A 21,578-nucleotide genomic window follows, 5' to 3' on the forward strand; every position below is an offset into this window, starting at 1 on the left:
GGGAGCGGTATCTTTCCAGACGTTCTTGAGAGGAGTGTTTTGTGACTCCCCTGGTGGGCGAGGGAGTCGAATATGCGTTCCACAGCAGCGTCGGGTAGCAGTCCTGTCGGACAGTTTCTGAGTGTCTTAGCTGACTTGCGTGACCAGATCGGAGGGCCGTACTACCTCGGAGATGTCAACGGGCGGTTGGACTGGCCCGCCCGAGGAGTGTACTTCTTTTTCTCGCCAGCAAGCGACCTCCGGGCAACGACAGCGGTCGACTGGCGACTCTCCCGAATCGGCACCGTCGGCGTCAGTACCGGCTCGTCGAACACGCTCTGGAACCGGCTCCGGCAACATCGTGGGAACGTTCGCGGGAAGTACGCCGGCGGTGGCAACCATCGTGGTTCGATTTTTCGCTTGCACGTTGGACGGGCGCTGATCGAGAAGCACGGCTGGCACGACGAGTATCCTCACTGGGGCGAACCGAATCCCGATGAGGAAACAACGACTGTTCGCGAGCAGGAACACGAACTCGAACAGCGCGTATCGGAGTACATCCGGGATTTGCCGTTTCTGTGGGTTGACGTTCCGGGCGACCCCGGACCAGAGTGTGACAGAGCCGAGATTGAGTCAAATACCATCGCGATGGTGTCGAGGTATCGTCGATCCGCGGGGCCATCGGACCTCGATTGGCTTGGATACCACTCGCCGAAATCTGAGGTGTATCAGTCTGGACTGTGGAACGTGCGACACGTTTCTGACTCGTTCGACCCTTCGGTCGTGGACCAGTTGTCGGCGTATATCCCGTCAACGGAAGCGCTGGACCATCAATCGCGGATCTGATGGCAGGTTCCGCAGCGAGAACTCAGTACGCTCGGTTACGACCCCGTAGGCAACCCCAGTCAGTGGCGCAACCACGGGAACCCACGCAAACGGAGTCATGAACAGTTCCGTCGAGATGGACTCCCAGAGGGCAGCGTACATCAAAACAACGCAGACGGACGCAATGGCTGTTGACAGCCGCCATCGGACTCCTGCTATAAGCCCGGCCAGCGGGAGGCCGTAGAACGCTACATTACCCGCAATTGAGGACAGGAAGTAGGTGATGCCAAGCGCACAGAGATATCCCAGAAACATCGCTGTGCCTCCGATAGATGCGACGAATAGCCGTCGCCATCCAGCACGCCCGTCGGTGTCGTCCTGGACGGACTGCTCGTCGCCTCCCCCAGTCGTCGTGGTGACTGCAAGAGGACTCTTCGACTGTGTCTGAATGTGGCTGGGCTCCGAACGAGGGCCATTGCGAGACTGCCCGTTGCCCTCCGTTTCGCCCTCGACTTCCTCGGTGATCGGGACTTCGCTCTGCAACGCAAGGACCCTGTGAGTGTCCTCTTCTGGACTGCTTGCTGGCTCTTGTTTCGCTGACTCTGGCAGGTTCAGGCGTCCCGTCTGTGTGATGTCTTCTTCGCAGAACGAGCACACTGTCAGGAGGTTCGTGGTTTTATTTGTCCCGCCGTTCTCGGCGGGGATTCGTCGCACGACTTCCAAATCCTCCGCAGGGAACCGCGTCCCGCAGTTGGTGCAAGTGTTGTTGTCCAACTGCTTCCGGAAGACGATCCGGTACGCCCAGTCTGGTGGGTAGTCGCCCCGGTAGTTGTCAGGGTCGTCGTACTGCGATTCGATACCTTCCTTCATTCTGATAGACACTTCTGCCCGTCTCCGTATTTAAGGCGCGGGGTCGTTTTGTGCCGCGCCTGCCAGCTGGGCGCGCCGGTCGGTGCGCTCGGTGTTGTTCATGTCTTCTGAGGCTCGACACTCTTGGTCAGCGGCGGCTGTCGGCGATGCACAGCAGGCTGAGTACATCGGGTTCCTTCACCGGGAACCGTTCGTAATCGATGCTTACCGGCTTGGATTCACCGTCGGCGTTCGCGAGGACTACACCTACCAGTCCTCGCTTCGGAACGTCGACGTCCCGATTGAGATTCTGGACAACGACTTTCGGAATCCTGACTTGGACCGGTACATTGAGCGCTTCGAGCAGTACGAGCCATCGGTCGGGATGCTTGGCGACGCATACGACCGGCAGGAAGCGCGACGGTATAACCAAGCCGCACGGGAGCTGAAACGGAAGTTTCCGGGGACAGAGGTTATCATCGTCCCGAAGTGCCGCGACACAATCGACGTGATCGACGAGGATATGATCTTGGGATACCCGATGGGCTACTCCGACCAGACCGCCGACGAGTACACGGACATTGTGGACTGGCGAGGGCGGCGAGTGCATCTGCTGGGGGCAAGCCCGACGAAGCAGTATCCAGTGATTGAGGAGCTAACACAGCCGCGTGTGACCGGTGAGGAACCAGCCGATATCGTTGGTGTCGACTGGAACGGGGTTCATCTGGCGGCGCTTCACGGCGAGTACTTTTCGCCACACGGCTATGGCAACGCAGACCACCTTTCGATACGGGAGACGGTTCGAGAGAGCTTGCGGCACATCCGGTCATACTGGAAATCGCGGGGGGTGTGGCCGACCGTGGAGACAGACCGGAGCCCGCTAACAGCGGAACCGATGGACCCCGTCTGGGCTGCTGACGGTTCGAGAGCGACTGTGAGTGGCCTTGAGGATGCGATTGTCGTTGAGTACGAGAACGGACAGACGCTCGCGTACCGGAGCCAACACGAGCGAGACAGAGTGGAATACCGGGCAGGACTCACTCCCGCTGAAGTTCACGGCTAGAGCCGACCGGACAGCCTCAGAGAGTTTTGTGACTCCCCATGAGATGAGGGAGTTCCAGTTATGAGCGCGAAACCGTCACAGGAGACGGCACCACAGTACAGTTGTCCGAATTGCGGTTGCACGAAGGCTCGGGACTACGGAAACAACGGTACGAGAGAATGTTCCGGATGCGGACGCGACGCGACACCAGTTCGGAAGAACTACCGTGCAATTTTGGATCCAAGCAAAATCATGCCAGAGGTACTTGACGCACCTGCTGAGCACCCAGAGAAGCACCTGCCCGAAGCGTTGCCAGACGGCCACAACTACTGATTCTGGCTGTAGTTTTGTGACTCCCTTTCTGGGTGAGGGAGATACAGATGACGACCACACAGACTGAGCGGACTCGTGGCCGCTTCGTACTGATTGGATGCGGCGATGCGAAAACCGACCAGCCAGTTGCAGTTCGCGATCTCTATACATCCTCGTACTTCTCGGTCAAACGATCGTATGCCGAGGCAGCTGTCCAGTGGGCTCGAACTGCTGACCGACGAGCGAACACCTGGGCGGTTCTCTCTGCAGAACACGGGATCTTGATGCCCCGGCAGACGGTCGCCCCGTACGATACGACCATCGAGGACCTGCGCGACGACCCCATCGAGGGAGAAGCCAATTATCGGCTGCCGTCAGGGGAACAGGTCGAAACCCGTCTTGACCGCTGGGCGCTCCGTGTCCACTCGTCTCTCGGTGATTGGCTCCGGCGGCCCTATGCTGCCGATCAGCAGGAGTCCCCCTGTCGGGAGTTGGTCGTTCTGGCCGGCAGCGACTATGTCGACGCGCTGCGTAAGCGCGGCATCTTCGACGGACGACCAACTGCGATTCGGACTGGGCGAGACACCTACACTGCTCTTCCCCCGAAAGCGACAGTCCGCTTCCCCTTCCAGGAGCGTGACTTCGACGGGATGTTCGACCAGATGGACTGGCTTTCAGACCGCGTCGAAGAACTCTCGGCAGCAGCGGCTCCAGCTCGACGATCAGAACTCTCGGCCTTTGACGGCGGCTTCGAGCGCGATTCTGCTACGTGGCAAACAGGCCACAGTGGCGTCGACGTCGAGGGGACTGAGCAGGCAGGGCTGGATGCATTCGAGAACGTCCCCGAACGGTTCCTTGCCACGAGACAAACGAGTCTTGCGACCGACGGCGGGGAAGGAGAACAGGGTGGATAGCACGCAAACCCACGATACCGACTGTGTTAACCAACACTCATCGCTTCTGTTGGTTAACGCGCTGTGTCGGGCGGTTTTCTGTTCCTCTGTCGGGTGAGAGGATGTCCACACACTCAGCGTCGAAGTCGTTTCAGCATCGCCCGCCAGCAGACACAGGGGAGTGTTTCTGTCCGATTCACGCCAACGGTGACCCGTTCACCGCACCCCTCGGGATTCGATTTGCCGATCACGTCGCCGTCGAGCCAATCGACAGAGAGACCGCAGCCGCCGTCTACGAGGCGCATCACTCTTATATGGGGTCGCTGCCGTCGGTCAACCTCACCCACCACGGGCTGTACTTTCAGGACACGTTGGTCGGGGCCATCACCTACCGCTACCCGCTCATCTCGAAGAAGCGAATCCGGTACGGCGTCGACGGCCAGCTCTGTCCTGAACCAGTCGAGATCGACAGTCTTCCAGCAGAGATACGAACGACTGCCCGGCGGGTGCTTCCGTCGACGGACACACCAGTCGTTGACAGTGAGGTGATTTCTGGGGACTCGCTCATCGAGGCTGCGCGGATTTGCATGGGCGTTCGGATGCCGAACCTCGCGTCGGCAGCGCTGGCACGCTCACAGGAGCGATTCTTGCAGGCTGACGACGGTAACACTCGCTTCTTGTTGACGTGGGTGCGCTCGGACTACGACGGCGCGATGGTTCGGGCGCTGCAAGACAAGGGCTGGACCTGTACGGGCTATCGAGAACCAGGGCAGGCAAGCAACCGCGAGGACAAGCCGATTCGTGAGCGCTACAAGTGGCACTTTCTCTGTCCTGTGGACACTGTTGGCGAGCAGTCAACACTTGCACGGTGGTCTCGGTGACCGACGTCCAGCCCGAGGCAGTGGCTAAGTGCTGTCGGTTCTGTGGGGACAGAGCCGATATCTCTGGCGAGGCGTACACGTATGTCCGGTGGCCCGACGAGGTTGAGCGAGCGGACGGCGTCTTCCGGTTCACCATTTGCCGGGAGTGTGCGCTTCAGGGCCGCGACAACGTCGAGCAGGCCGCTTCGCTCTTCCACGAGGCAGATCGAGACTATCTCGTCACCTGCGATGTCTGTGGGGCTGTTGGCTGCCGGTCTGCAAGCACCCGCCGTCCAGCAGCGGAGACGTATCGGCTTGCAAGCATCATCTCTTGGTCGGTGACGATCAACGGCTTCGACGGGGCGACAACCTCCTGCAGTGAGTGCAGTCCTATCCTGCCGGTCGACTGTGTGAAACGCCCTGACCGGACATACGACGACGGAGTGCCCCATCTGGTTGAACTACCGTTTGACTCAGGTGGGAAGACAGCAGACGATGCTCCGGCAGACAGTACACAGGTCGAGATCGGCGGGTGGACTGGGTAGCCGGCGGTAGTTCCACGAAACTGATGGGTCTGCTCCGCTAATGAGCAGTACAGATGAATGAGTGTCCAGTGGCCCCCCGCGACATTTTTTCAGCAGGGGTGCTAGCTTCCAGTTTAGCACCTTCAGCCCTCATCACTGGACACTATTATATGAATAGTGTCTATATGTAAATTTTATGCCTTTTTCAACCCGCAGTCTTATTGAGCGGGTATTTCAGCCAGCACAGTAATCACAAAAATCCATCTACAGCGGCAGCAAGTCCCAATTTTGTGTGCCTCTGGCGGGTGAGAGGATGTCTCGAAATATGTCCTACCGTCGTTCGGAAGACCTGTCACAGCCACCCACCGCGCAGTTCGTCGAGTCCATCGCGACGACTGTTCGGGGGCAGTCCGGCAGCGCCGATGTTGAAGCGGTTGTCCTCCGTGCGGTGGCCCGGCGCTCAGAGAGTATCGACCTCCTGGACATACTCGAACTTCGCTCGCTCTTGGACGTCGACGACGAGCAGGCAGACACGATAGAGGAACAAGTTGCGACCATCATCAGCATCATCGAAGCCGAACTCGCTGGTTGGGACCGGCAGGAGGTCGCTGCATGAACGCAGCAGGAACGGCCACGTTGGGCGATTTCGGCGCTGGTGGCCCACGCTCGGATGCGTTGATTGACACACAGAGCGCGGCACGGGAGGCCGCCGTCGGTGAGTGGGAATTTCTCGCCGCTGGCAACGACACGATCGGGTGGCACATTCCCGACACCGGAGCCACAGTCTTGCTCAAACGGAGCGATGCTGGCTGGGCACTCGAACGGGCGACCAAACTGGTCGGGACGCGCCGGTCACTCGATGCTGGGCTGGAGCTTGCCAGCTCGTACATGGCGGATCGACCGGAGGGAGCGTCGGCATGGCGATGATTGAGCGCGAGCAGTGGCGTCGCGAGGAACGCCAGCGAGTTGGGGCAGCACTGGCACGCGCCCGGTTCTGGCAGTCGGTTGCGCCACACAAAATCGGCTTCTGGGAGGCCGTCGACGAGACGCTTCTGGCTCATTACCCGGGCTGTCGGTACAAACGCAGGACGACACTCGATGACTTCCGAGAGGAGGATTCATGAGCGACACTCCTGACCCAATCCTCGACAAACTCCCGCCAGAGCGGTTGCTGGACGCCGACCATCTCCAGCCAATCGTCGCCGGCATCAACTGTATGCACTCCATCGAGACGATCCAGCAGTATCTCGCCTACGAGAACCAGCACGAGAACCGGACGCCAGTCCAGTCTCGCCTTCGAGAGCGGGCACGCGAGATCCGTCGCGATGAATCGGATACCGAGGAGCAAGCTATCGTGTGATTTCTGTGCCCCAGCGGGACGAGGGGCGTCCCACAGAGGGCGCTCTGCCTACCGACTATGTGTGAAAACAAGACAGACGAGACGGCTGTACAGCAGTGCGACGACCTCGATATCGACCCCAACGCCGTGGATATCGGTGATGGACTGAAAACGACCGAGGGCACGTCTGCACTCGCCGTCGTCGGTGTTGACGCCGAAAACAAGCGCGTGAAGGTGTATTCCCCGTCCGGTGAGCTGACGGTCAATCGCTGGGTGAGCATGGACCTGTTCAGTGTGCATCAGCCCAACGAGGACATCCAGACCGACGCCGACCGGGAAGCGTGGCTGAATGAGACGCTGCCGAAGAAGTCCACGCATATCGACGGGAACGTGTACCCACTCAGGTATGCCATCGACGAGGACGGGAACGTGATCGCGAAATAATCGAGGAGCCGTACCAGCCACTCTTTCGCTCACTCTCACGGTCACGGTTCCCGAGCGCAAGCGCTCGGGGGACACGCTCCACCTTGGACCGGCAGGCCGGTCCGGCGGTCCCGCTTCAGGAGGTAGGTGAGGCTCATCGCGATGAATCGGATGGCTGGGAACGAGCCATCGTATAATTTCTGTGCCCCAGTGGGGTGCGGGGCGTCCCACTGAGGGCGCTCTGCCGACTGACTATGAGTAAGAACAAGACAGACAAGACGGCTACACAGCAGTACGACAACTACCCCGATCCCGACGCCATCGTTCACTTTGGCGATGTCTCGGAGGAACTGGTCGGGTTGATCGAGGAAACGCTGGAAACCTCCGAGTTCCTGTCGACCTCTCGCGACGACCTGCCCGAAACGACGCTGCTCGTCGAGGCGGTCGAAAATGAGTGACGACCACCTGTTCATCGTTGTGGAGGGCGTCGGGCCAGCAGATTTTCCCGAAAACGAGGCGAGTTCCAACACGCAAGACGAGGCCGTTGCTCTCGCGAACGACATCCATGACCTAATTCGTGAGGAGTACGGCAAAGAGGATATCGAGGGCGTCATCCCGGTGGTCAATCCCGACGCCCACGAGCAGATGCAGGCGACCGAGCTCTGACCAGACGGAGAGAAGGCAGTTTCTTTAGCCGTGGTGCTGGCTGGAACGTCTGTTCAAATGGCGTATTGATAAGGCTGTCAGAACGGAATCCTGAGGCTGCAATAGCTTGTAGGGCTTTACCCGTCGTCTTCGAACCTGTGATGGCGCCGATGGAATTCAATTACGTCTTTGTCAGGTCGGTCCTCGTCCGACTCTGGGAGATTCAGTCTACTCCCTTGATGTTGAACGAAGTCCTCGTAACCGCTAACTTCTGGTACATCTTTGACTGTGACCGTGTAATCGTCATCAATACTTATCCAATCGTTATCAAAAGCCCAGTGATGCAGTCGGCATAATGCGATACCATTCGTAATAACATCCCTCCCACCTTCGCTGACTGGTCGAATATGAGCCGCTTCTACTTCTGGCCGTCCGTCAGGAGTCATTCTGTCTGAGCCACACACAGCACAGGTCTGATTATATACTTCCTTCACATCTTCCTGAAACTGTGAGTCTCGCTGTGCACGTTTTGCTTCCGTATAACTACGCTCAAAATCGCTCTCAGACTGCGCTTCCATACCGCCATCATCCTGGGGCTGCTGAGTGCTACCTTTGCTACCTTGTTCAGGTTGTTTCTCAGATTTGGGGTTTCCACTGATCCCTGTCGGAGTGATTGCGTCTCTGATTATTGTATGGAAGTCGTCGTCGATCCCGGAGTCGACACCCAACTGCTGTCGTCGCTGTTTTGTAATTAACATAGTGAATGCAGAAGAAAAATCCGTATTAAATTGTACAATCCCATCTGAGGTCGGTAGTTTGCTCCTATCCTTAACCTCAATCTTGTTAAATATTGTTGCCGGGTCTGACTGTTTTCCTTGTTTGTATTTAGAATAAACATCAAATAGTTCGGTCAATTTTTGAAGATCGATGAGATATATATCCTTGTTATCATAATCTATCTTTTCGACAAGGGACTTGGCTTCTTTAATATCGCCCTGATTAAGTCGGTCTTTGATTTTGGCAACTTTTGACCAAACCCTGTATGCCCGGATACTGCTCTTATCTTTCGCTTTTTCAGCCGCACTTGAATAGTGAATTGCTGCTGCCTCAAAGTTGCATTTACTCTCATCATGCAATCCCTGTATTGCGTCTCTTTTTAATTCAGCAGGGAGTAGGTCTTGACTGTCCGTCTGATCAAATTGGTCAATAGCCTTTGATATCTCTGTCTTTGCTTCCTCAAATTCGCCAGCATCAACAAAATTATTTGTGTGTTTGAGATGCTGAAGACCAATCAGTTCATCCTTATTAGGTATGTCTGGTATAAAAGACTTCGACTCGCATATTTCAATTTTTTCTTTCAAGTCAGATACCGAGTTTGAGGTATAAGCTTGGTGACCACCCTTTCCTTCTATTACTCTATCTTTGATGAAGCTGAATATTTCCTGCTCAATACTCCTATCCAGTCTTCCTGGATTAGTGTGTTTATACAAGAAATTCAGTACTTCAACATGATCGGCAAAGTCTGTACAGTAGCGTGATTTTCGCCTCAAACTCGTGTACGCAGGTATATCCGCGTCGTATACCTCTTCTATCTGCCTCTTTACTTCATTCTCATCAGTATCTTCACTCAGGATCTGAAGAGACAATGAGATAATCTCCTTGGGCACAAAGGTGCAGCCGTAGTTTCTTCCTTTTTCACCGTCGGTAAACCATATTTCACACTTTTTGTCCTCTCCGTCTTTTTCTCTATTTTCATTTTGCTGACTGCCTGTACTACCTCTCTTCTGTACGTTGAATTCCAATTTCCTCGCTTTATCAGAATTAAATTCTACCTCGGGGTTCTCTGATTCAAATGAAATATAGTTCTCTGTGTGGCGAATTCCAGATTTGACTGGGAATTTCATCTCATCAGGTTCTAAAATTTTTATTTCGATTTCTCCACTGAAATCACCATTCTGTTTCAATTTATCGGCTTCGTATCTTATACTCCACGAGAGCTCGTCATGGGCAAACGACTTTCCAATCTCCATACCATAGCCAGCACTGCCAATAGTAAAACATTTTTCTGTGACACTAATAAGGTGATACATTCGGTAGTTCCCATTATCGCTGATTGGACTGAATCGATAAGGCCCTCACGTGCACTGACCACTCCTGTCTGGAAATAGAATCGCCCTTTGACAGACTATAGTCGCCGAATTTTCTGCACCCCAGTGGGGTGAGGGGCGTCCCACAGAGGGCGTGCCGCCTGTCATTCATGGCTACCACAGAATCCCGTAGCGACGCCGGCAGCATCGACGAGAGCGAACTGGAGGAGGCTGACCCGAACAACCGGACCGTTCGGGCGCTGACCGAAGTCATGACCGTGTTGGACTCGATTGGTCGGGCACGAAACGCCGACGACCTCTTTCTAGTCAACTCTGGCTCCGGTTCAGAGTACCTTGTCGACACTCGAACAGGGAGTTGTGAGTGCAAGTGGAAACAGTTCAACCCCGGCGAGGAGTGCAAGCACCAGAAGCGAGTCGCCTTCGCGACCGGCGAGCGACCTATCCCGCAGTGGGTGGACGACGACGCTCTCGATGACCAGTTCGGGCTGCACGTCGACGGCGAACCCCGCAAAGCAGTCGCTGACGGTGGAGTCATGCAGGTCCGGTTCGACGACGGCGGTGTCACAGACCCCAACGAGGACCCCTTGGCCGTCACCTCCGAGGACGAACCACGCACGAAACGAGCGAAGCAGGAAGATATCGATGTTTCCTTCCTCGCAAAGCCCGGTCGCTACGAGGTTCATTCGGCGTCGGATAGCCGGTACGAGGTCGACGTGCTTGAGGAGACGTGCAGTTGTCCCGATGTCGCCGAGCGATGCAAGCACCGTCGCCGGGTCGAGATCGAGATCGACGCCCAGCGAGTCCCCCGCCCGGATGGAAAACTGCCAGACGCCTAACCGGGGGCCGCAGCGTGTTTTCTGCCCCTCTGGTCAGGTGAGAAGATGTCTCGAAATATGTCTTCACAAACTGTCCAGACAGCGTTGTCTGCAGCTACGTCGGGTTGTCCCGAGTGTGGCGGCGAACTCGACAGCAGCGGGCGAGAAACGAACTGCGAGGACTGTGGCCTGGTGACCGACCAAGACCAGATTGACCGCAGGCCAGCGTGGCGGACGTACGACAAGGAGGAACAGCAGCGGACAGGCGCACCCCGGACGGTCACTCGGCATGATCGAGGCCTGTCGACGAACATCGGAAGCGTCGATAGTGCAGATATTTCCCCAAGACGGCGTCGACGGCTTGCTCGCCAGCGACAACTCCATGGCCGGTCGAAGTTCACGAGTAAGCGCGACCGGAATCTCGCTCACGGGCTCGGCGAAATCCGACGCATCGCGAGTGCGCTGTCTGAGAGCAAGGCGGTGAAAGAGCAGGCAGCCACGTTCTTCCGGGAGGCGCAGGACGAGGACCTCCTGATCGGACGGTCGATTGAGGGCGGTGCAGCGGCCGCTGTGTACGCTGCCTGCCGGTGCAACGGCCTCGTGACGATGGAGACGGTAGCCGACGTTGCCCGGTGTTCTGCATCGCACGTCTGGAACTGCTACCGGACGTTCTTGGTGGAACTTGACCTCCCGATTCCAGTGTCGCTTCCGGTGGACTGGGTGGCGCGGATTTGTTCGGACCTTCCATTTGACATTGCGCCGGAGATTCGCCAGCGGGCACTCGAACTCGCAGAGCAGGCAACTGAGTCAACAGCGGTCAACGGGCGACCAGACGGTGTCGCAGCCGGCGCTCTGTACCTCGCCGGGAAAGAGTCAGACATCCGGCTCACACAAGCGACGATCTGCGAGCCGCTGGATGTGCATATTACGACGGCCCGGCAGTGGTTCCAGGAGATCGAGGAGCATATCGTTGCGTGACCTCTCGCGACCGTTGTTTTGCGTGCCCCGGCGAGGGTGCAGGGCGAGCCAGCAAGCACGTCCTGAGAGAGACATATGTCAGTTACTGATACTCCCGAATCGGCAACACAGCACGACTCTTCAAGTGTTTTTGCGTCGGTCCCAGCGCCACGGTCGCCAACGAAAGTCGCATCGTTTGTCGAACGAGTCCTTGTCGAACTTCGCCACGAAGCGGTGGCTGCTCGGTACGTGACTGATCTAGACCAAGCCGGAGCGAAGACGATCTGGTGTCGGGTCGAGCACACGCCGTTGGACGTCGACGCAGAGTACGTCCAGATTCGAGACGATCCGCGGCTAGGGGTTGACGTCGAGCCGTGTTCGCAGGCAACGGTTCGAGAACGACTGTGCCAGTGTCTTGACCACGACCGGACTGGGCGCGTCGACGTTCGGCCGCTGGCTGATGTCTCGATGGGCGACGGCTGAGTTGTGCTTCAGGTCTGGTTCCGCATCGGCAGGTCGAGATCACCGAGGGCAGCGTGCTGACGGAGAACACAGAGATGCGGGCAGACAGTCGTCGCCTGGAAGACTTCGCAACTGCACCAGCCGGCGTGGGTCCCGTGGGGATGCTCGGCCAGCGAGCAGTTCACAGGACAGTCGCCGTCGGCGGAGACGAGAAACAGGTCCGGGCGACCGCCCTTCGTTACGTCGACACTGGCATCGAGGGCGGCGTTCCACGTTGCTGACCGGTCGTCACGAATCCGCTGGAAGTCGAGATCGCGGGTGCCGCTGGGCTGGCGGGATATCCACTGGTTTGGTGGCGAACACTCGTTAGTCGTAGTGGGGGACTCGGCTGTTTTCATGATGAGTCCTCGTACTAATACATATATTCTCAAACAGCAAAAAAGTTGCTATAGAGGCGGTAGAGAGTGGATTTTGTGTTTCTCTAGTGGCTGAGAGAATCAAACAATGAGTAGTAAATACCAACGTGGGAATACGGGTCCGAAAAAGTTGAAGTGGCGATGGAAAGATGAGACTGAGAATCGGTCGTTGCCCCAATCGTGGGCCGACAACGGGCGCACAGAATCTCCCAAGGAGAACGAAGTGCAACTGTATGCAATACAGTGCCGAGCTGGGCTCTTACTTGAGTGGCTGGTGAATACACGAACAGGGAAACTGCTCAAGGGCCCGCTGAGCGAGAAGCCGGGGATTCGTGTTCTGTACGTCACCGCTGACGGTGAGAATGCGGTCATGAAACAGTTGGAGGCCCGCGAAATTGATGACAGTTGGAAGCCGCCCAAGCAGTTCGCCAGCATCATCGCGAAGCACCCGGAGGAGGCTGATCCAGTTCCAGACTCCAGCCAAGACCACTATCGACGGGGGGTCGAAGACCTGTACGACCCGTCGTATCCGCTGTAGAACGGCTTCTTTGCTCATGACACGATTGAAACGACCGCTCAGTGTGTATGCGTAATGACTGCCGGGAGTTTGACCAGTTCGACGAGGAATTTCGAAAACAGGCCTGCAAGTTTCTCACTCCAGACTTATTCGGCTACTGTCTCGCCAATATCATTGACAGACCCGACCTCACTCTCGGATATTTGGAGTGCTTGTCGGATGTGGTATAGCGTCTCATCGGATTCCGCATGATCGTGGGCAGCGGCCAAGTGGTCAAGGACTGACTCCGGAATCTGGTATTTGCGTTCAGTATCAGTGTCTGGCATGGAAGACTTGGAGGATTCTCTCGAATAAAAAGTTACGAACATCGGCATTAGCATTCAGGAGTGACTATTTGAGTCCACTGAATTACGAACTCAGTCCAGTGCGTTGAGGATCTCTTTGAGTGCTTTGTGTGAGTCCCCTGCTTCTTGCAGTCTCTCAACGCTCTGTTCGACCTCAGCAGGCACTAAATCCTGGCTAATGAATGCCTCAACCAGGGTGGCTATTTCTTGTTCATCGGAAGTCCATTCACGTGCTTCCTCTCTGGCACCAGAAACCTGCGTACTATCCATGTCAACAACACACATGAATATGACATTTCCATATTGATAAAAATTGTTCAACATATGGTTTCATTATCACGTCTATTAGTTAGTACGCCTTCAAAAATAATAACATACAGATCTCATTATAGTCTCATCACATCTCAAACCACGCTAAACAGCACCCTGCTGGTCAAAATATTTTTATTGGTACTCAAAGAGTTATTGGAATATGACGGACCCGATTCCGGGTGCACTCCTAGACAGCCGAATGGATCGGGTACTCGAAGCGTTATTGACCCCGCGGCGGCGCAAGGTCTTGTTTCTAATAAAGCGAAGTGAACCGCGACCAGTTGTCGATTTTTTGCCAAGGAATGCTTCTGGAAGCCGGACGGTTGAAATTGCACTTCACCATACTGACCTCCCACGCTTAGAGAGGATGGCCTACATTGACTGGGACAGAGATGCCAACGAAGTTGCGAAAGGTGACCGCTTCAACGAGATTGAGCCTGTCCTCAACCTCATGGACAACCATGCTGACGAACTTCCAGCAGACTGGGAGCCGTGTGATTCCTGATGCCACGCCGTCTCAGATCCGCTGTCGCTGCTTAGTTCGTGGGCCCGTTGGGTTCGGATAGAAGAATTCGTCCGTCGCCGTGGATATGTATCCGATACCCGCTATACTCAAACGAGACTGTCCGTCGGAACGCATTAGTACCACTGTCTCGCCCGGGCCCAAACAGTAATGCTTCGACGGCTTCGATATCGATACTCTCGTGTAGTGGGTCTTTTTGGAGAGCTTTCACCGGTCGCTCTCCAAGCATGGCGACTGCCTCCAGAATCGGGTGGATCAATTGCTGATCGCTCTCTGGATCATATTGGGTCTTGTGCAATACGGACTCATTTCGGCAAACCTCATCTTCCTTTGTTGCAGACCTGTCCATGAAGTACACCAATCTAGGGCCCTTTCAGAAGTGTCATTACATATATCCCATGGATTCGCTTGTTTCGCCGGCTGAAACCCTATTTTAGATATTCACTATTCTGAACTCAGTGTCTGTGTACAACACACATCGTGTACTGACCAGGTCATTCCACAAGCAGAATTCCCAGAGCGATACCCTCCAGCAGGCCAGATTTTGTGACTCTCTGGTGGCTGAGAGAGCATGGCTTCGCCACAGATCGATGTCGACGAGATTGTTGCAACGCTTGAGGACATTCGCCAGCGCGGGCACAGCGCGCACACGGTCTTTCGAGACTGGGTCAACCTCGTGCTGTTCGCACTGCAAGACCGAGACGACCCGTATCTGGAGATTGTCGACGACTATCGCGAGCGCGGTGATATGGACCACCCACGCGGGCAGCGGTCGGTCGACCTCTTCGCCAAGGCGTTCGGCCAGCTGCAAGAACGGATGGCGGCTACCGACGCTGACGTTCTGGGTGCTGTCTACGAGGAATACGGAATGTCCAGCGATGCGTTCGGCCAGCACTTTACACCGCACTCTGTTTGCGAGACGATGGCCGAGATCGCCGGCGTTGGCGACGAGAGTGATAGCGATGATAGACAGACGGTCCTTGACCCGGCCTGTGGGAGCGGTCGAACACTGCTGGTCGCCGGTCGAAAGCAGCCAGACGCGCTGTTTGTCGGGCAAGACAAGGACCCACTGTGTGCCCGAATGACGGCGTTGAACTGCTGTTTCCTGAATCTGGATGCCTACGTTATTCAGGGCGACTCGCTGACTGTCGAGTTCCAGCGAGTATGGCAGACCTCGTACTCTTCGCTGGGTGGGAGCGTTCGCGAGCTAGACGACGAGGAGGTCGAAGAGCTTCACGAGTGGGTGACCGACGCCTTCGAGAATACGGTCGAAGGAGGGAGCCAGCCCGGGTCAGAACAGCAGGCAGAGACGGAGTCGGATGGTCGGACGCCGCCGGTCGCGACATCTGTTCCGAGTGAGCAGGCCAGTCTGGGTGCGTTCGAGAGTAGCGATTGACGGCTGTTTTGTGTGCCCCAGTGGGGTGCGGGGCGTTCCAGTGAGAGCGTCCCCGAGAAGACCCATGTCAAGTGAACCAGACACAGAGCCGGATGCGGCTCCAGACACAGTTGAAAAGGTCGAACGAACGGACTTTGGGTGCAGTATGGAAGCACGGTTGGATCGAGGCACTGACACTCGCGATCAAGACAGAGTGACGATCAAATCGAAGGGTGAGACTGCCGAGGAGACGATTGTGGAGTTCTACAAGCTCTTGGAAGAGTACGACCAGGAGATCAGTGGTCGGCTTCGGGATGTTCAGCCCGAGGAGGACGAGGCAGGCGAGGATTAACACTAGTTTACAATCAGATTTCAGCCGTTTTCGAGACTGGTTCTAGCCCTCAAAGTAGCCATTAATGCGTCTGGATTTTGGTCAATTTCATTAGACTTAATGGCGCAAAGTTGTTAGCCAGCCTGAAATGTTTGACCTCACCAGTTTTCAACGTGACCTGCTGTATGTGGTGTACGGTCTAGACGGCCCACATGGCCTCGCTATCAAAGACGAGCTCGAAGACTATTACGAGAAAGAGATCCACCACGGACGGCTCTACCCCAGTCTTGACACACTTGTCGACAAAGGCCTCGTTGAGAAGGCGCACAAAGACAGACGGACCAACATCTATTCAATCACGCAACGTGGCGAGCGAGAGATAGCTGCTCGAAACGAGTGGGAACAACAGTACGGAACGAGTGAGCTTTCTGGATGACTGTCAACGCGCCTGATTTTGATCCGACTCTGAATGGCCACGCCGCAGTCGAGATCGAGAACGTGATTCACGCGGTCGTCTCAAAATACGATGAACAGGGTCACAAGGGGCAATTCACAGAGTGTGGCACCAGATTGGAAGACTTTCCAGACGGCGAAACCATCCGTGGTGATCGCGAGGAGATGGAACATTGCAATGACTGCTGGCCAAAACCTGTAGTTAATGACACACAGTCGGCGGGCGATGACAATCCAAACTAGTCTGCTCTTTCAGAGTGTTTCGGGGCTATGCCCAGTATAGAGGATCCTGTCCTACAATAGATCTCAACAGGCATAATTCACGGTCTCTAGCTTGAACAGAATCGGCGAATAGCGAAACCACGGGACTAAGTTCGAATTGAAGGGTGTATGATTGTCAGGTAGAGGGTGTGAGACGTATTCTATGACACGCTGGTTATATAAAGTCATCAAGCGACGTTCTACGTGTCGTATCACGAGAACCTGACTCAGTAGACTCACCCGCAGTCTGCGGCATATCGATTGTCCCAGACGAATTCCCGAAATTAAGGAAGTTACGACCAGATTCGGCAATCGGCGGCTGAGTTCGTTCTCCGGAGTCGCCGGCTACCCAGTCTTCGACAGCTTCGACAACGGTCGGTGCCGTCGTAGTCGAGATGTGATCGGCACCCCGAACGATATTCTCCTCAAACGTTGATGGAACCCGCTTTTGTTGGAAAGCCAGTTTTTCAATTGTTGCGGCGTGGCCTGGCAGCGTATCCTCATCTAATCCTGACCATGCAGTCTGAATCTGATCTTCGAGTGCCATCACTCGCCCACGAGCGACACCATTGTAGGACGTCAGATGGAGATCCTTCGCGGTGACACCATCCGCAAGTTGCTGAGCGAACGTCTCAACCCACGTTGGTTCTTGATATTGAGTCGCAGCGTACAACTCACCAATTGCCCGGATCGCTTCAGAGAGATTGTTAGCAGTTGTTGAGAGATGCGCCACGTCGATCTCTGCCCGGGCTTCGATTAAATCGGCATTGATACCCTGACACCAGAGCCACGTCATTACGGCCGCGGTCATTGATGAGTCGGACCGTTCATAGCCGTGTCTCTCTAGCAACTCCCACAGCGGGTTATCGGTATCCGGCGATTCACTGAGATCACATGTGTATGAGACCATCGCAAACTCTTTGACCAGTCGCTCAGGCGAAATTGGGTGGTAGTTTTCGAGCATCTTGACAACTCCCTTGAGTGCGTCTGGTGTGGCCTCAAGACGGGTCGAATGGTCATATTCGAAAACAGCCTCTCCAAGTCCGGTTGGCGTGATTTGGTTGTCCGACCGATAGTTGATGAAGCCTTTCTCATCAAGCTCCTTCGTGAACTGAATGACCTTCTGGGTGACCTCATCAGTATCGAGAGCCGGAGTCGCCGACATCGACGCGGCCTGATAGAACCCGTACAGTGTCATTGAAACAAATTCGATCAGTTTATCGAGTGTATTCCATCCACTGACAACAAGTTCAATCAGCAGCCAGCGGAGATTGGTGTCAGCGTTCTCCGCGTTTGAGATGTATTCATCGCCCGGAAAGTCGTCAGGCACAGGCCCGAAGTGTGACCCAATAGATTCAAGCGATTTCTCTTCGATTGGTGTTCCAAACTCGAAGTATTCTTCAGCCTCTTCGTCGGTGTAGATGGGGTAGGCATACGCCTCATCCATATCTCCACCCCGACCAGCACGACCGATCCATTGTATGTACTCGTACTTCCCAATGAATTGCCCAAAGCGAGCGAGGTCGGCAACAATAACCGACTGTATAGGCGAGTCAAATCCGTATGCGAGAGTAGTTGTACAGGAAATACACTTGATATCGCCGTTTTTTACTCCTTTTTCCACGAGTTCTTTGATAGATTTCTCGAGCCCGGCGTAGTGGAAAGCGACCCCATTCTCCAGACAGTTGATTAAATCATGGTGGGTACTGGTGAGAACAGTATCAATTGCGGCCTCAACCTTTTCTCGATAATCCGTATCCGGTCGCTCGAACCGACAGTTGTCTTTGATCCGCAGAGCCCGAGTCTGTGCATTCGATGTCGAGAAATTGAATATCATAAACGGGCCGACCTCTCGATTATCCATGATCAGATCGCCGATGAACTCGCCATAGGATTTCCGTGAATCATCTTTCATTACCGGCCTTTCGACGATCGGAACGCTTCGTTTCGCAGGGCTGATGACAAGATCGGACTCTAACCAGCGAGCAATTTCATCAGGATTCCCGACCGTCGCACTATTAGCAAAGATCTCGACCCCGTTCTGCCGGGCAATGGTCAGGCATTTTTCAATGGTATCCCCACGGAAGTCTGAGTAAATCTCATGGAAATCATCAAAAATGAGCGTATCAATACCGAGGCCGACACCGCGAATCGCTGCCTCATAATATGAGTCGAAGGTTGCAACGATCACATCGGCATGCTGATAACCGGCTGTCTCACCCCACGTCGCATTCGCGAGGGTATATTCCCCGTCAAGCCACTCGTTGATGGATTCATACTTCCCGTTCGTGAGCGAGACACTTGGGACGAGATACGCAACCGACTTCCCGTTGTCAAGTGCCCGCTGGACTACAGTCTCAGCACAGAACGTCTTCCCATTTCCAGTCTCTGCACAGAGAAGGGTATTCTCCTTATCCATCCCGCCTGCCTCAAGAAACGCCGCTTGTGTCTTGTTTATCGAGTCAAATCCTTTCTTTTGAAGTAATGATTCAACCCGCTCAGCATCAAGCTGGGAGAGACTATCTGGAATATCGACCATTGATGAATTGTGATAATAATACATGCCGTCTGATAAAAATACTATCCCGATTCGTACATCGAACCATACTGCAGTACTGATGCCTGTGCATATTCAAAATAACACCCATCTGTGTCAGTACTTACCCGGCCTGTTGGGCTACCCGCTCCTGAAAAAACTATTTATTTCGAAATAGGATAACAATGATGTCAAGTGCTGTCTTCCGCGAAGTATGTCGCGGCTTTATTGCCCATCGCCGATGATATCGTTCGCTTCATCGCGTGTCCGCTTTGCGGCCTCCTGAGCGTACCCTTCATGGGTCGTTTCGATTGATTTGTGACGGAGTACATCTTGCGCCAGCTGTGGATTCTCACGATAGATCTCCCGCCCGAGGCCACGGCGGGCACCGTGTGGCTTCAGTGGCTCCTCGAACTCGTAGTCGGACCACTCGCAGAGTTTGGCAAGGATATCCCGGGCCGACTGCGTGGTGATCGACGGCGTGGGATCAAGCGCTTTCGCAGCGTTGTCGAGTCTGGGGAAGACGGCTTCATTCTCGTCAGGTTCTCGAAGTTGCTTCCAGCGCCGAAGCGGGCGAAGTGCATCGTCGAGGATCGGCGCAGACTCGCGGGAACGGTTCTTGCCGAATACTTGCATTGTACCAGCCTCTAAATCGACGTGACGCCACCGCAGGCCGTTCCGTTCTTCATCATCAGAAACAGCGACGAGCTCCGCGCTGCGAGCACCGGAGTAGGCGAGCAAGAAGACGAGTGCCTGGTCACGGTAGGCCGCTGTGCGGTCGACGTCGTCGCCCTCGCCGGCGTCGTCGACGCGGGCGGTCGCAGTGGCACAGATGGCGTCGCGGTCGCGTGCAGTCCAGTACTGCTGGTCTGTTTCGGTCTCATCGGTCGGGAGCGGCCCTTCAGCGTGGTTGGTCTTGGCCGGGTTCGTCGGGATCAAGCCCTCATAGACACCCCACGTGAGAAACGAGCGGACATACGCGAAGTACCGACGAGCAGTCTCCGGTGAAATATCGTCTCGGTCATCAGCTCGAGCAAGGTCACGAGCGTATTGCCGACAGAGGTCGTCGTCGATGTCCTCGGGACTGGAGATATTGTGCTGGTCCCGGGACCAAGCTGCGAACTTCCGTAGCACGCTGGCGACGTTTGTTCGGTAGCGCCCGGAGTCGATATCGACCAGTCGTTTCTCGATGGCTGTTTCGAGGGCGTCATCCCCGGGAGTAGCGTCGTATGCAGGCGGAAGCCGATCCATGCTTCCCGTACAGCGGCGGTCCGGGTAAAACTGGTGGTGCTTACTACACTAATACAAACCTATCTACAAAACCGGAATATCATCGTTTCAGGCACCCTAACAGTGATTTGACGGCATTTCCGGTTTCAGTAAATTGTATATCGCTATACCGATCTCGCTTAGATTCTGACCTTTGAGAAACAACATAATTATCAGTATGGCTCGCGACCGCCTCCACAATTATCGTCAGACGTTTGTATGACGGTCTGGATTAATCTTAAGACTAAGGCTAATGTTAAACCAGACGTGGAATGACCGATACATTCAGTGAAGCACTTGACGCGGCAGAAAGTGCCCAGGCCACTTACGGGAATCAGCTCGGATTCACCGGGGAACGGACCCCGTTTGCTGCGGAGTCGTTACCTGACACCAGCATTGCCGTTGACGTCAATCAGGATTTGCTCAAAGAGGTTGCCAGCCATATCATCAATCGGGCAGGCCACGTCTCAGTAATCGACAAACGCGGGGCTGGGAAGACCCACTTCCGAGAACTCGTGTACGATGCGCTTCGAGATGGTCCTCGCAGCGAGGAGTTCGCCATCGCGAGGATTAAAGAAGTCGAGTCGATCACGACTCGGCGCTTCTATACCCGACTATTGGATGAACTTCAGCGCTACGACTACTTAGAGGTTCCAGACTCATACCCGCACGCGACTGACGAGGTTCGATCTGTCGTCGAAGATGTGGCTGACCAACTAGAAACTCAAGACCGCTGTTGTATCATCCAAGTAGACCAGCTCGAAGACGCCGCCCGACGGAAGAGTACGTTCGAACAATTGCTTGCGGGCCTCCAGAGTGTTGGAGACCTCGGAGAATCTGAGCCAGTGTTCTTGCTGTTCCTGTTTGGAACACCAACTGCCGGAGATCGCATCGACGAACTTCGCGAGACGCTATCTTCCAGACTGGTCGCGAAGCATCGGTCGCTAGAACGTTTTGAGTTTGCCGAGACCGAGGAACTAATCGGCCGGTGGCTTGCGTGGGCACGAGACGAGGAGTTCACTGAGGGATATCCAGCCGACCCATTCAGCGCCGGCGCGATTCGGAAGGTCGTAGACCGATCTGACGGTACACCCCGAGATGTCCGACAGCAGTGCTACCACGGCTTCCGTGGCGGAGCAGAACAGTACGTCGACACCGGAGAGATCCGAATTACAGAAGAAACGTTTGAAAACTACGTTTAATATTAA

At 55.3% G+C, this 21,578-nt stretch carries 29 protein-coding genes; 21 read left to right on the plus strand and 8 right to left on the minus strand.

Going from position 1 to position 21,578, the window contains the following annotated elements:
* Positions 1-72: 72 nt before the first annotated feature.
* Complete coding sequence (locus tag G9C82_RS20200; protein WP_241244174.1) at positions 73-825, plus strand: hypothetical protein; 753 nt, start codon at positions 73-75, stop codon at positions 823-825.
* Here the strand turns inward: G9C82_RS20200 and G9C82_RS20205 are convergent.
* The gene (locus G9C82_RS20205) at positions 790-1,674 is read right to left on the minus strand and encodes an HNH endonuclease (RefSeq protein ID WP_127015241.1); all 885 of its coding nucleotides are present in this window, start codon (positions 1,672-1,674) and stop codon (positions 790-792) included. The two genes, G9C82_RS20200 and G9C82_RS20205, sit on opposite strands and share 36 nt — an antisense overlap.
* 100 nt (positions 1,675-1,774) lie before the next feature.
* Between G9C82_RS20205 and G9C82_RS20210 the strand changes: the two genes are divergently transcribed.
* From G9C82_RS20210 to G9C82_RS20260, 11 genes are all read left to right on the plus strand, one after another.
* Positions 1,775-2,716: a DUF6610 family protein gene (locus G9C82_RS20210; protein ID WP_127015198.1), complete on the plus strand. Its 942-nt coding sequence runs from the start codon at positions 1,775-1,777 to the stop codon at positions 2,714-2,716.
* Between the two features lie 359 nt (positions 2,717-3,075).
* Positions 3,076-3,921, plus strand: a complete 846-nt coding sequence (locus G9C82_RS20215) for a DUF6884 domain-containing protein (RefSeq protein ID WP_127015199.1) — start codon at positions 3,076-3,078, stop codon at positions 3,919-3,921.
* A gap of 101 nt (positions 3,922-4,022) precedes the next feature.
* Positions 4,023-4,781 carry a hypothetical protein gene (locus G9C82_RS20220; protein ID WP_127015200.1) on the plus strand — a complete coding sequence of 253 codons (759 nt, stop codon included), beginning with the start codon at positions 4,023-4,025 and terminating at the stop codon, positions 4,779-4,781.
* A complete protein-coding gene (locus G9C82_RS20225) occupies positions 4,778-5,305 on the plus strand; it encodes a hypothetical protein (RefSeq protein WP_206508226.1) in 528 nt (175 codons plus the stop codon). Before G9C82_RS20220 ends, G9C82_RS20225 begins: the two co-directional genes overlap by 4 nt.
* A gap of 304 nt (positions 5,306-5,609) precedes the next feature.
* On the plus strand, positions 5,610-5,900 hold the full coding sequence (locus G9C82_RS20230; RefSeq protein WP_127015202.1) for a hypothetical protein: 291 nt from the start codon (positions 5,610-5,612) through the stop codon (positions 5,898-5,900).
* On the plus strand, positions 5,897-6,211 hold the full coding sequence (locus G9C82_RS20235; RefSeq protein ID WP_127015203.1) for a hypothetical protein: 315 nt from the start codon (positions 5,897-5,899) through the stop codon (positions 6,209-6,211). The genes G9C82_RS20230 and G9C82_RS20235 overlap by 4 nt, the downstream gene beginning before the upstream one ends.
* Positions 6,202-6,408, plus strand: coding sequence for a hypothetical protein (locus G9C82_RS20240; RefSeq protein WP_127015204.1), 207 nt, complete (start codon positions 6,202-6,204; stop codon positions 6,406-6,408). The genes G9C82_RS20235 and G9C82_RS20240 overlap by 10 nt, the downstream gene beginning before the upstream one ends.
* Positions 6,405-6,644, plus strand: a complete 240-nt coding sequence (locus tag G9C82_RS20245; RefSeq protein ID WP_127015205.1) for a hypothetical protein — start codon at positions 6,405-6,407, stop codon at positions 6,642-6,644. Before G9C82_RS20240 ends, G9C82_RS20245 begins: the two co-directional genes overlap by 4 nt.
* 57 nt (positions 6,645-6,701) lie before the next feature.
* A complete protein-coding gene (locus G9C82_RS20250) occupies positions 6,702-7,067 on the plus strand; it encodes a hypothetical protein (protein WP_127015206.1) in 366 nt (121 codons plus the stop codon).
* Between the two features lie 233 nt (positions 7,068-7,300).
* Complete coding sequence (locus G9C82_RS20255; RefSeq protein WP_127015207.1) at positions 7,301-7,504, plus strand: metallophosphoesterase; 204 nt, start codon at positions 7,301-7,303, stop codon at positions 7,502-7,504.
* Positions 7,497-7,712, plus strand: a complete 216-nt coding sequence (locus tag G9C82_RS20260) for a hypothetical protein (RefSeq protein ID WP_127015208.1) — start codon at positions 7,497-7,499, stop codon at positions 7,710-7,712. The genes G9C82_RS20255 and G9C82_RS20260 overlap by 8 nt, the downstream gene beginning before the upstream one ends.
* 116 nt (positions 7,713-7,828) lie before the next feature.
* Here G9C82_RS20260 and G9C82_RS20805 read toward each other — a convergent pair whose 3' ends face one another.
* Positions 7,829-9,721, minus strand: coding sequence for an HNH endonuclease (locus tag G9C82_RS20805; RefSeq protein ID WP_164734802.1), 1,893 nt, complete (start codon positions 9,719-9,721; stop codon positions 7,829-7,831).
* Between the two features lie 227 nt (positions 9,722-9,948).
* Between G9C82_RS20805 and G9C82_RS20270 the strand changes: the two genes are divergently transcribed.
* The 3 genes from G9C82_RS20270 (at position 9,949) to G9C82_RS20280 (ending at position 12,054) form a co-directional block, all read left to right on the plus strand.
* The gene (locus tag G9C82_RS20270; RefSeq protein ID WP_127015210.1) at positions 9,949-10,635 is read left to right on the plus strand and encodes a hypothetical protein; all 687 of its coding nucleotides are present in this window, start codon (positions 9,949-9,951) and stop codon (positions 10,633-10,635) included.
* Between the two features lie 57 nt (positions 10,636-10,692).
* A complete protein-coding gene (locus G9C82_RS20275) occupies positions 10,693-11,592 on the plus strand; it encodes a transcription initiation factor IIB family protein (RefSeq protein WP_127015211.1) in 900 nt (299 codons plus the stop codon).
* Between the two features lie 75 nt (positions 11,593-11,667).
* The gene (locus tag G9C82_RS20280) at positions 11,668-12,054 is read left to right on the plus strand and encodes a hypothetical protein (RefSeq protein ID WP_127015212.1); all 387 of its coding nucleotides are present in this window, start codon (positions 11,668-11,670) and stop codon (positions 12,052-12,054) included.
* Positions 12,055-12,062: 8 nt separating this feature from the next.
* Here the strand turns inward: G9C82_RS20280 and G9C82_RS20285 are convergent, their stop codons facing one another.
* Positions 12,063-12,431 (minus strand): hypothetical protein, encoded by a 369-nt coding sequence (locus G9C82_RS20285; protein WP_127015213.1) that lies wholly within the window; start codon positions 12,429-12,431, stop codon positions 12,063-12,065.
* Positions 12,432-12,537: 106 nt separating this feature from the next.
* On the opposite strand from G9C82_RS20285, the gene G9C82_RS21135 reads away from it, so the two are divergent.
* Positions 12,538-12,987: a hypothetical protein gene (locus G9C82_RS21135; RefSeq protein WP_127015214.1), complete on the plus strand. Its 450-nt coding sequence runs from the start codon at positions 12,538-12,540 to the stop codon at positions 12,985-12,987.
* Between the two features lie 125 nt (positions 12,988-13,112).
* Here G9C82_RS21135 and G9C82_RS20295 read toward each other — a convergent pair whose 3' ends face one another.
* Positions 13,113-13,292, minus strand: coding sequence for a hypothetical protein (locus G9C82_RS20295; RefSeq protein WP_127015215.1), 180 nt, complete (start codon positions 13,290-13,292; stop codon positions 13,113-13,115).
* Between the two features lie 90 nt (positions 13,293-13,382).
* Positions 13,383-13,634, minus strand: coding sequence for a hypothetical protein (locus G9C82_RS20300; protein ID WP_127015216.1), 252 nt, complete (start codon positions 13,632-13,634; stop codon positions 13,383-13,385).
* 148 nt (positions 13,635-13,782) lie between these two features.
* Here G9C82_RS20300 and G9C82_RS20305 point away from each other — a divergent pair, with 148 nt between their 5' ends.
* Positions 13,783-14,127, plus strand: coding sequence for a hypothetical protein (locus tag G9C82_RS20305; protein ID WP_241244177.1), 345 nt, complete (start codon positions 13,783-13,785; stop codon positions 14,125-14,127).
* A gap of 31 nt (positions 14,128-14,158) precedes the next feature.
* On the opposite strand, the gene G9C82_RS21140 is transcribed toward G9C82_RS20305, so the two are convergent.
* The gene (locus G9C82_RS21140; RefSeq protein WP_394343591.1) at positions 14,159-14,494 is read right to left on the minus strand and encodes a HalOD1 output domain-containing protein; all 336 of its coding nucleotides are present in this window, start codon (positions 14,492-14,494) and stop codon (positions 14,159-14,161) included.
* A gap of 222 nt (positions 14,495-14,716) precedes the next feature.
* Between G9C82_RS21140 and G9C82_RS20315 the strand changes: the two genes are divergently transcribed.
* The 3 genes from G9C82_RS20315 (at position 14,717) to G9C82_RS20325 (ending at position 16,287) form a co-directional block, all read left to right on the plus strand.
* Positions 14,717-15,541 (plus strand): N-6 DNA methylase, encoded by an 825-nt coding sequence (locus tag G9C82_RS20315; protein WP_127015217.1) that lies wholly within the window; start codon positions 14,717-14,719, stop codon positions 15,539-15,541.
* A gap of 64 nt (positions 15,542-15,605) precedes the next feature.
* Entirely contained in the window at positions 15,606-15,872 is a 267-nt protein-coding gene (locus G9C82_RS20320; protein WP_127015218.1) for a hypothetical protein, read from the plus strand.
* 127 nt (positions 15,873-15,999) lie between these two features.
* Positions 16,000-16,287, plus strand: coding sequence for a helix-turn-helix transcriptional regulator (locus G9C82_RS20325; protein WP_121513558.1), 288 nt, complete (start codon positions 16,000-16,002; stop codon positions 16,285-16,287).
* A gap of 453 nt (positions 16,288-16,740) precedes the next feature.
* Here the strand turns inward: G9C82_RS20325 and G9C82_RS20330 are convergent, their stop codons facing one another.
* A complete protein-coding gene (locus G9C82_RS20330; protein WP_158600532.1) occupies positions 16,741-19,104 on the minus strand; it encodes a DEAD/DEAH box helicase in 2,364 nt (787 codons plus the stop codon).
* A gap of 222 nt (positions 19,105-19,326) precedes the next feature.
* Positions 19,327-20,352: a site-specific integrase gene (locus tag G9C82_RS20335; RefSeq protein WP_127015220.1), complete on the minus strand. Its 1,026-nt coding sequence runs from the start codon at positions 20,350-20,352 to the stop codon at positions 19,327-19,329.
* Positions 20,353-20,642: 290 nt separating this feature from the next.
* Between G9C82_RS20335 and G9C82_RS20340 the strand changes: the two genes are divergently transcribed.
* Complete coding sequence (locus tag G9C82_RS20340) at positions 20,643-21,572, plus strand: hypothetical protein (protein WP_127015221.1); 930 nt, start codon at positions 20,643-20,645, stop codon at positions 21,570-21,572.
* Positions 21,573-21,578: the final 6 nt, after the last annotated feature.

The organism is Haloarcula sp. R1-2 (genome assembly GCF_011627385.1).
Classification (GTDB): Archaea; Halobacteriota; Halobacteria; order Halobacteriales; family Haloarculaceae; genus Haloarcula; species Haloarcula marismortui.

What these genes read in the sequence shown, in the direction of transcription:
- G9C82_RS20300 (WP_127015216.1), bottom strand. Translation starts at nt 13,634, where the DNA reads ATGTTGAACAATTTTTATCAATATGGAAATGTCATATTCATGTGTGTT.
- G9C82_RS20220 (WP_127015200.1), top strand. Translation starts at nt 4,023, where the DNA reads ATGTCCACACACTCAGCGTCGAAGTCGTTTCAGCATCGCCCGCCAGCA.
- G9C82_RS20230 (WP_127015202.1), top strand. Translation starts at nt 5,610, where the DNA reads ATGTCCTACCGTCGTTCGGAAGACCTGTCACAGCCACCCACCGCGCAG.
- G9C82_RS20805 (WP_164734802.1), bottom strand. Translation starts at nt 9,721, where the DNA reads ATGGAGATTGGAAAGTCGTTTGCCCATGACGAGCTCTCGTGGAGTATA.
- G9C82_RS21135 (WP_127015214.1), top strand. Translation starts at nt 12,538, where the DNA reads ATGAGTAGTAAATACCAACGTGGGAATACGGGTCCGAAAAAGTTGAAG.
- G9C82_RS20325 (WP_121513558.1), top strand. Translation starts at nt 16,000, where the DNA reads ATGTTTGACCTCACCAGTTTTCAACGTGACCTGCTGTATGTGGTGTAC.
- G9C82_RS20245 (WP_127015205.1), top strand. Translation starts at nt 6,405, where the DNA reads ATGAGCGACACTCCTGACCCAATCCTCGACAAACTCCCGCCAGAGCGG.
- G9C82_RS20260 (WP_127015208.1), top strand. Translation starts at nt 7,497, where the DNA reads ATGAGTGACGACCACCTGTTCATCGTTGTGGAGGGCGTCGGGCCAGCA.
- G9C82_RS20205 (WP_127015241.1), bottom strand. Translation starts at nt 1,674, where the DNA reads ATGAAGGAAGGTATCGAATCGCAGTACGACGACCCTGACAACTACCGG.
- G9C82_RS20295 (WP_127015215.1), bottom strand. Translation starts at nt 13,292, where the DNA reads ATGCCAGACACTGATACTGAACGCAAATACCAGATTCCGGAGTCAGTC.
- G9C82_RS20235 (WP_127015203.1), top strand. Translation starts at nt 5,897, where the DNA reads ATGAACGCAGCAGGAACGGCCACGTTGGGCGATTTCGGCGCTGGTGGC.
- G9C82_RS20315 (WP_127015217.1), top strand. Translation starts at nt 14,717, where the DNA reads ATGGCTTCGCCACAGATCGATGTCGACGAGATTGTTGCAACGCTTGAG.
- G9C82_RS20320 (WP_127015218.1), top strand. Translation starts at nt 15,606, where the DNA reads ATGTCAAGTGAACCAGACACAGAGCCGGATGCGGCTCCAGACACAGTT.
- G9C82_RS20340 (WP_127015221.1), top strand. Translation starts at nt 20,643, where the DNA reads ATGACCGATACATTCAGTGAAGCACTTGACGCGGCAGAAAGTGCCCAG.
- G9C82_RS20275 (WP_127015211.1), top strand. Translation starts at nt 10,693, where the DNA reads ATGTCTTCACAAACTGTCCAGACAGCGTTGTCTGCAGCTACGTCGGGT.
- G9C82_RS20280 (WP_127015212.1), top strand. Translation starts at nt 11,668, where the DNA reads ATGTCAGTTACTGATACTCCCGAATCGGCAACACAGCACGACTCTTCA.
- G9C82_RS20200 (WP_241244174.1), top strand. Translation starts at nt 73, where the DNA reads ATGCGTTCCACAGCAGCGTCGGGTAGCAGTCCTGTCGGACAGTTTCTG.
- G9C82_RS20240 (WP_127015204.1), top strand. Translation starts at nt 6,202, where the DNA reads ATGGCGATGATTGAGCGCGAGCAGTGGCGTCGCGAGGAACGCCAGCGA.
- G9C82_RS20255 (WP_127015207.1), top strand. Translation starts at nt 7,301, where the DNA reads ATGAGTAAGAACAAGACAGACAAGACGGCTACACAGCAGTACGACAAC.
- G9C82_RS20330 (WP_158600532.1), bottom strand. Translation starts at nt 19,104, where the DNA reads ATGGTCGATATTCCAGATAGTCTCTCCCAGCTTGATGCTGAGCGGGTT.
- G9C82_RS20285 (WP_127015213.1), bottom strand. Translation starts at nt 12,431, where the DNA reads ATGAAAACAGCCGAGTCCCCCACTACGACTAACGAGTGTTCGCCACCA.
- G9C82_RS20210 (WP_127015198.1), top strand. Translation starts at nt 1,775, where the DNA reads ATGTCTTCTGAGGCTCGACACTCTTGGTCAGCGGCGGCTGTCGGCGAT.
- G9C82_RS21140 (WP_394343591.1), bottom strand. Translation starts at nt 14,494, where the DNA reads ATGGACAGGTCTGCAACAAAGGAAGATGAGGTTTGCCGAAATGAGTCC.
- G9C82_RS20250 (WP_127015206.1), top strand. Translation starts at nt 6,702, where the DNA reads ATGTGTGAAAACAAGACAGACGAGACGGCTGTACAGCAGTGCGACGAC.
- G9C82_RS20305 (WP_241244177.1), top strand. Translation starts at nt 13,783, where the DNA reads ATGACGGACCCGATTCCGGGTGCACTCCTAGACAGCCGAATGGATCGG.
- G9C82_RS20270 (WP_127015210.1), top strand. Translation starts at nt 9,949, where the DNA reads ATGGCTACCACAGAATCCCGTAGCGACGCCGGCAGCATCGACGAGAGC.
- G9C82_RS20215 (WP_127015199.1), top strand. Translation starts at nt 3,076, where the DNA reads ATGACGACCACACAGACTGAGCGGACTCGTGGCCGCTTCGTACTGATT.
- G9C82_RS20335 (WP_127015220.1), bottom strand. Translation starts at nt 20,352, where the DNA reads ATGGATCGGCTTCCGCCTGCATACGACGCTACTCCCGGGGATGACGCC.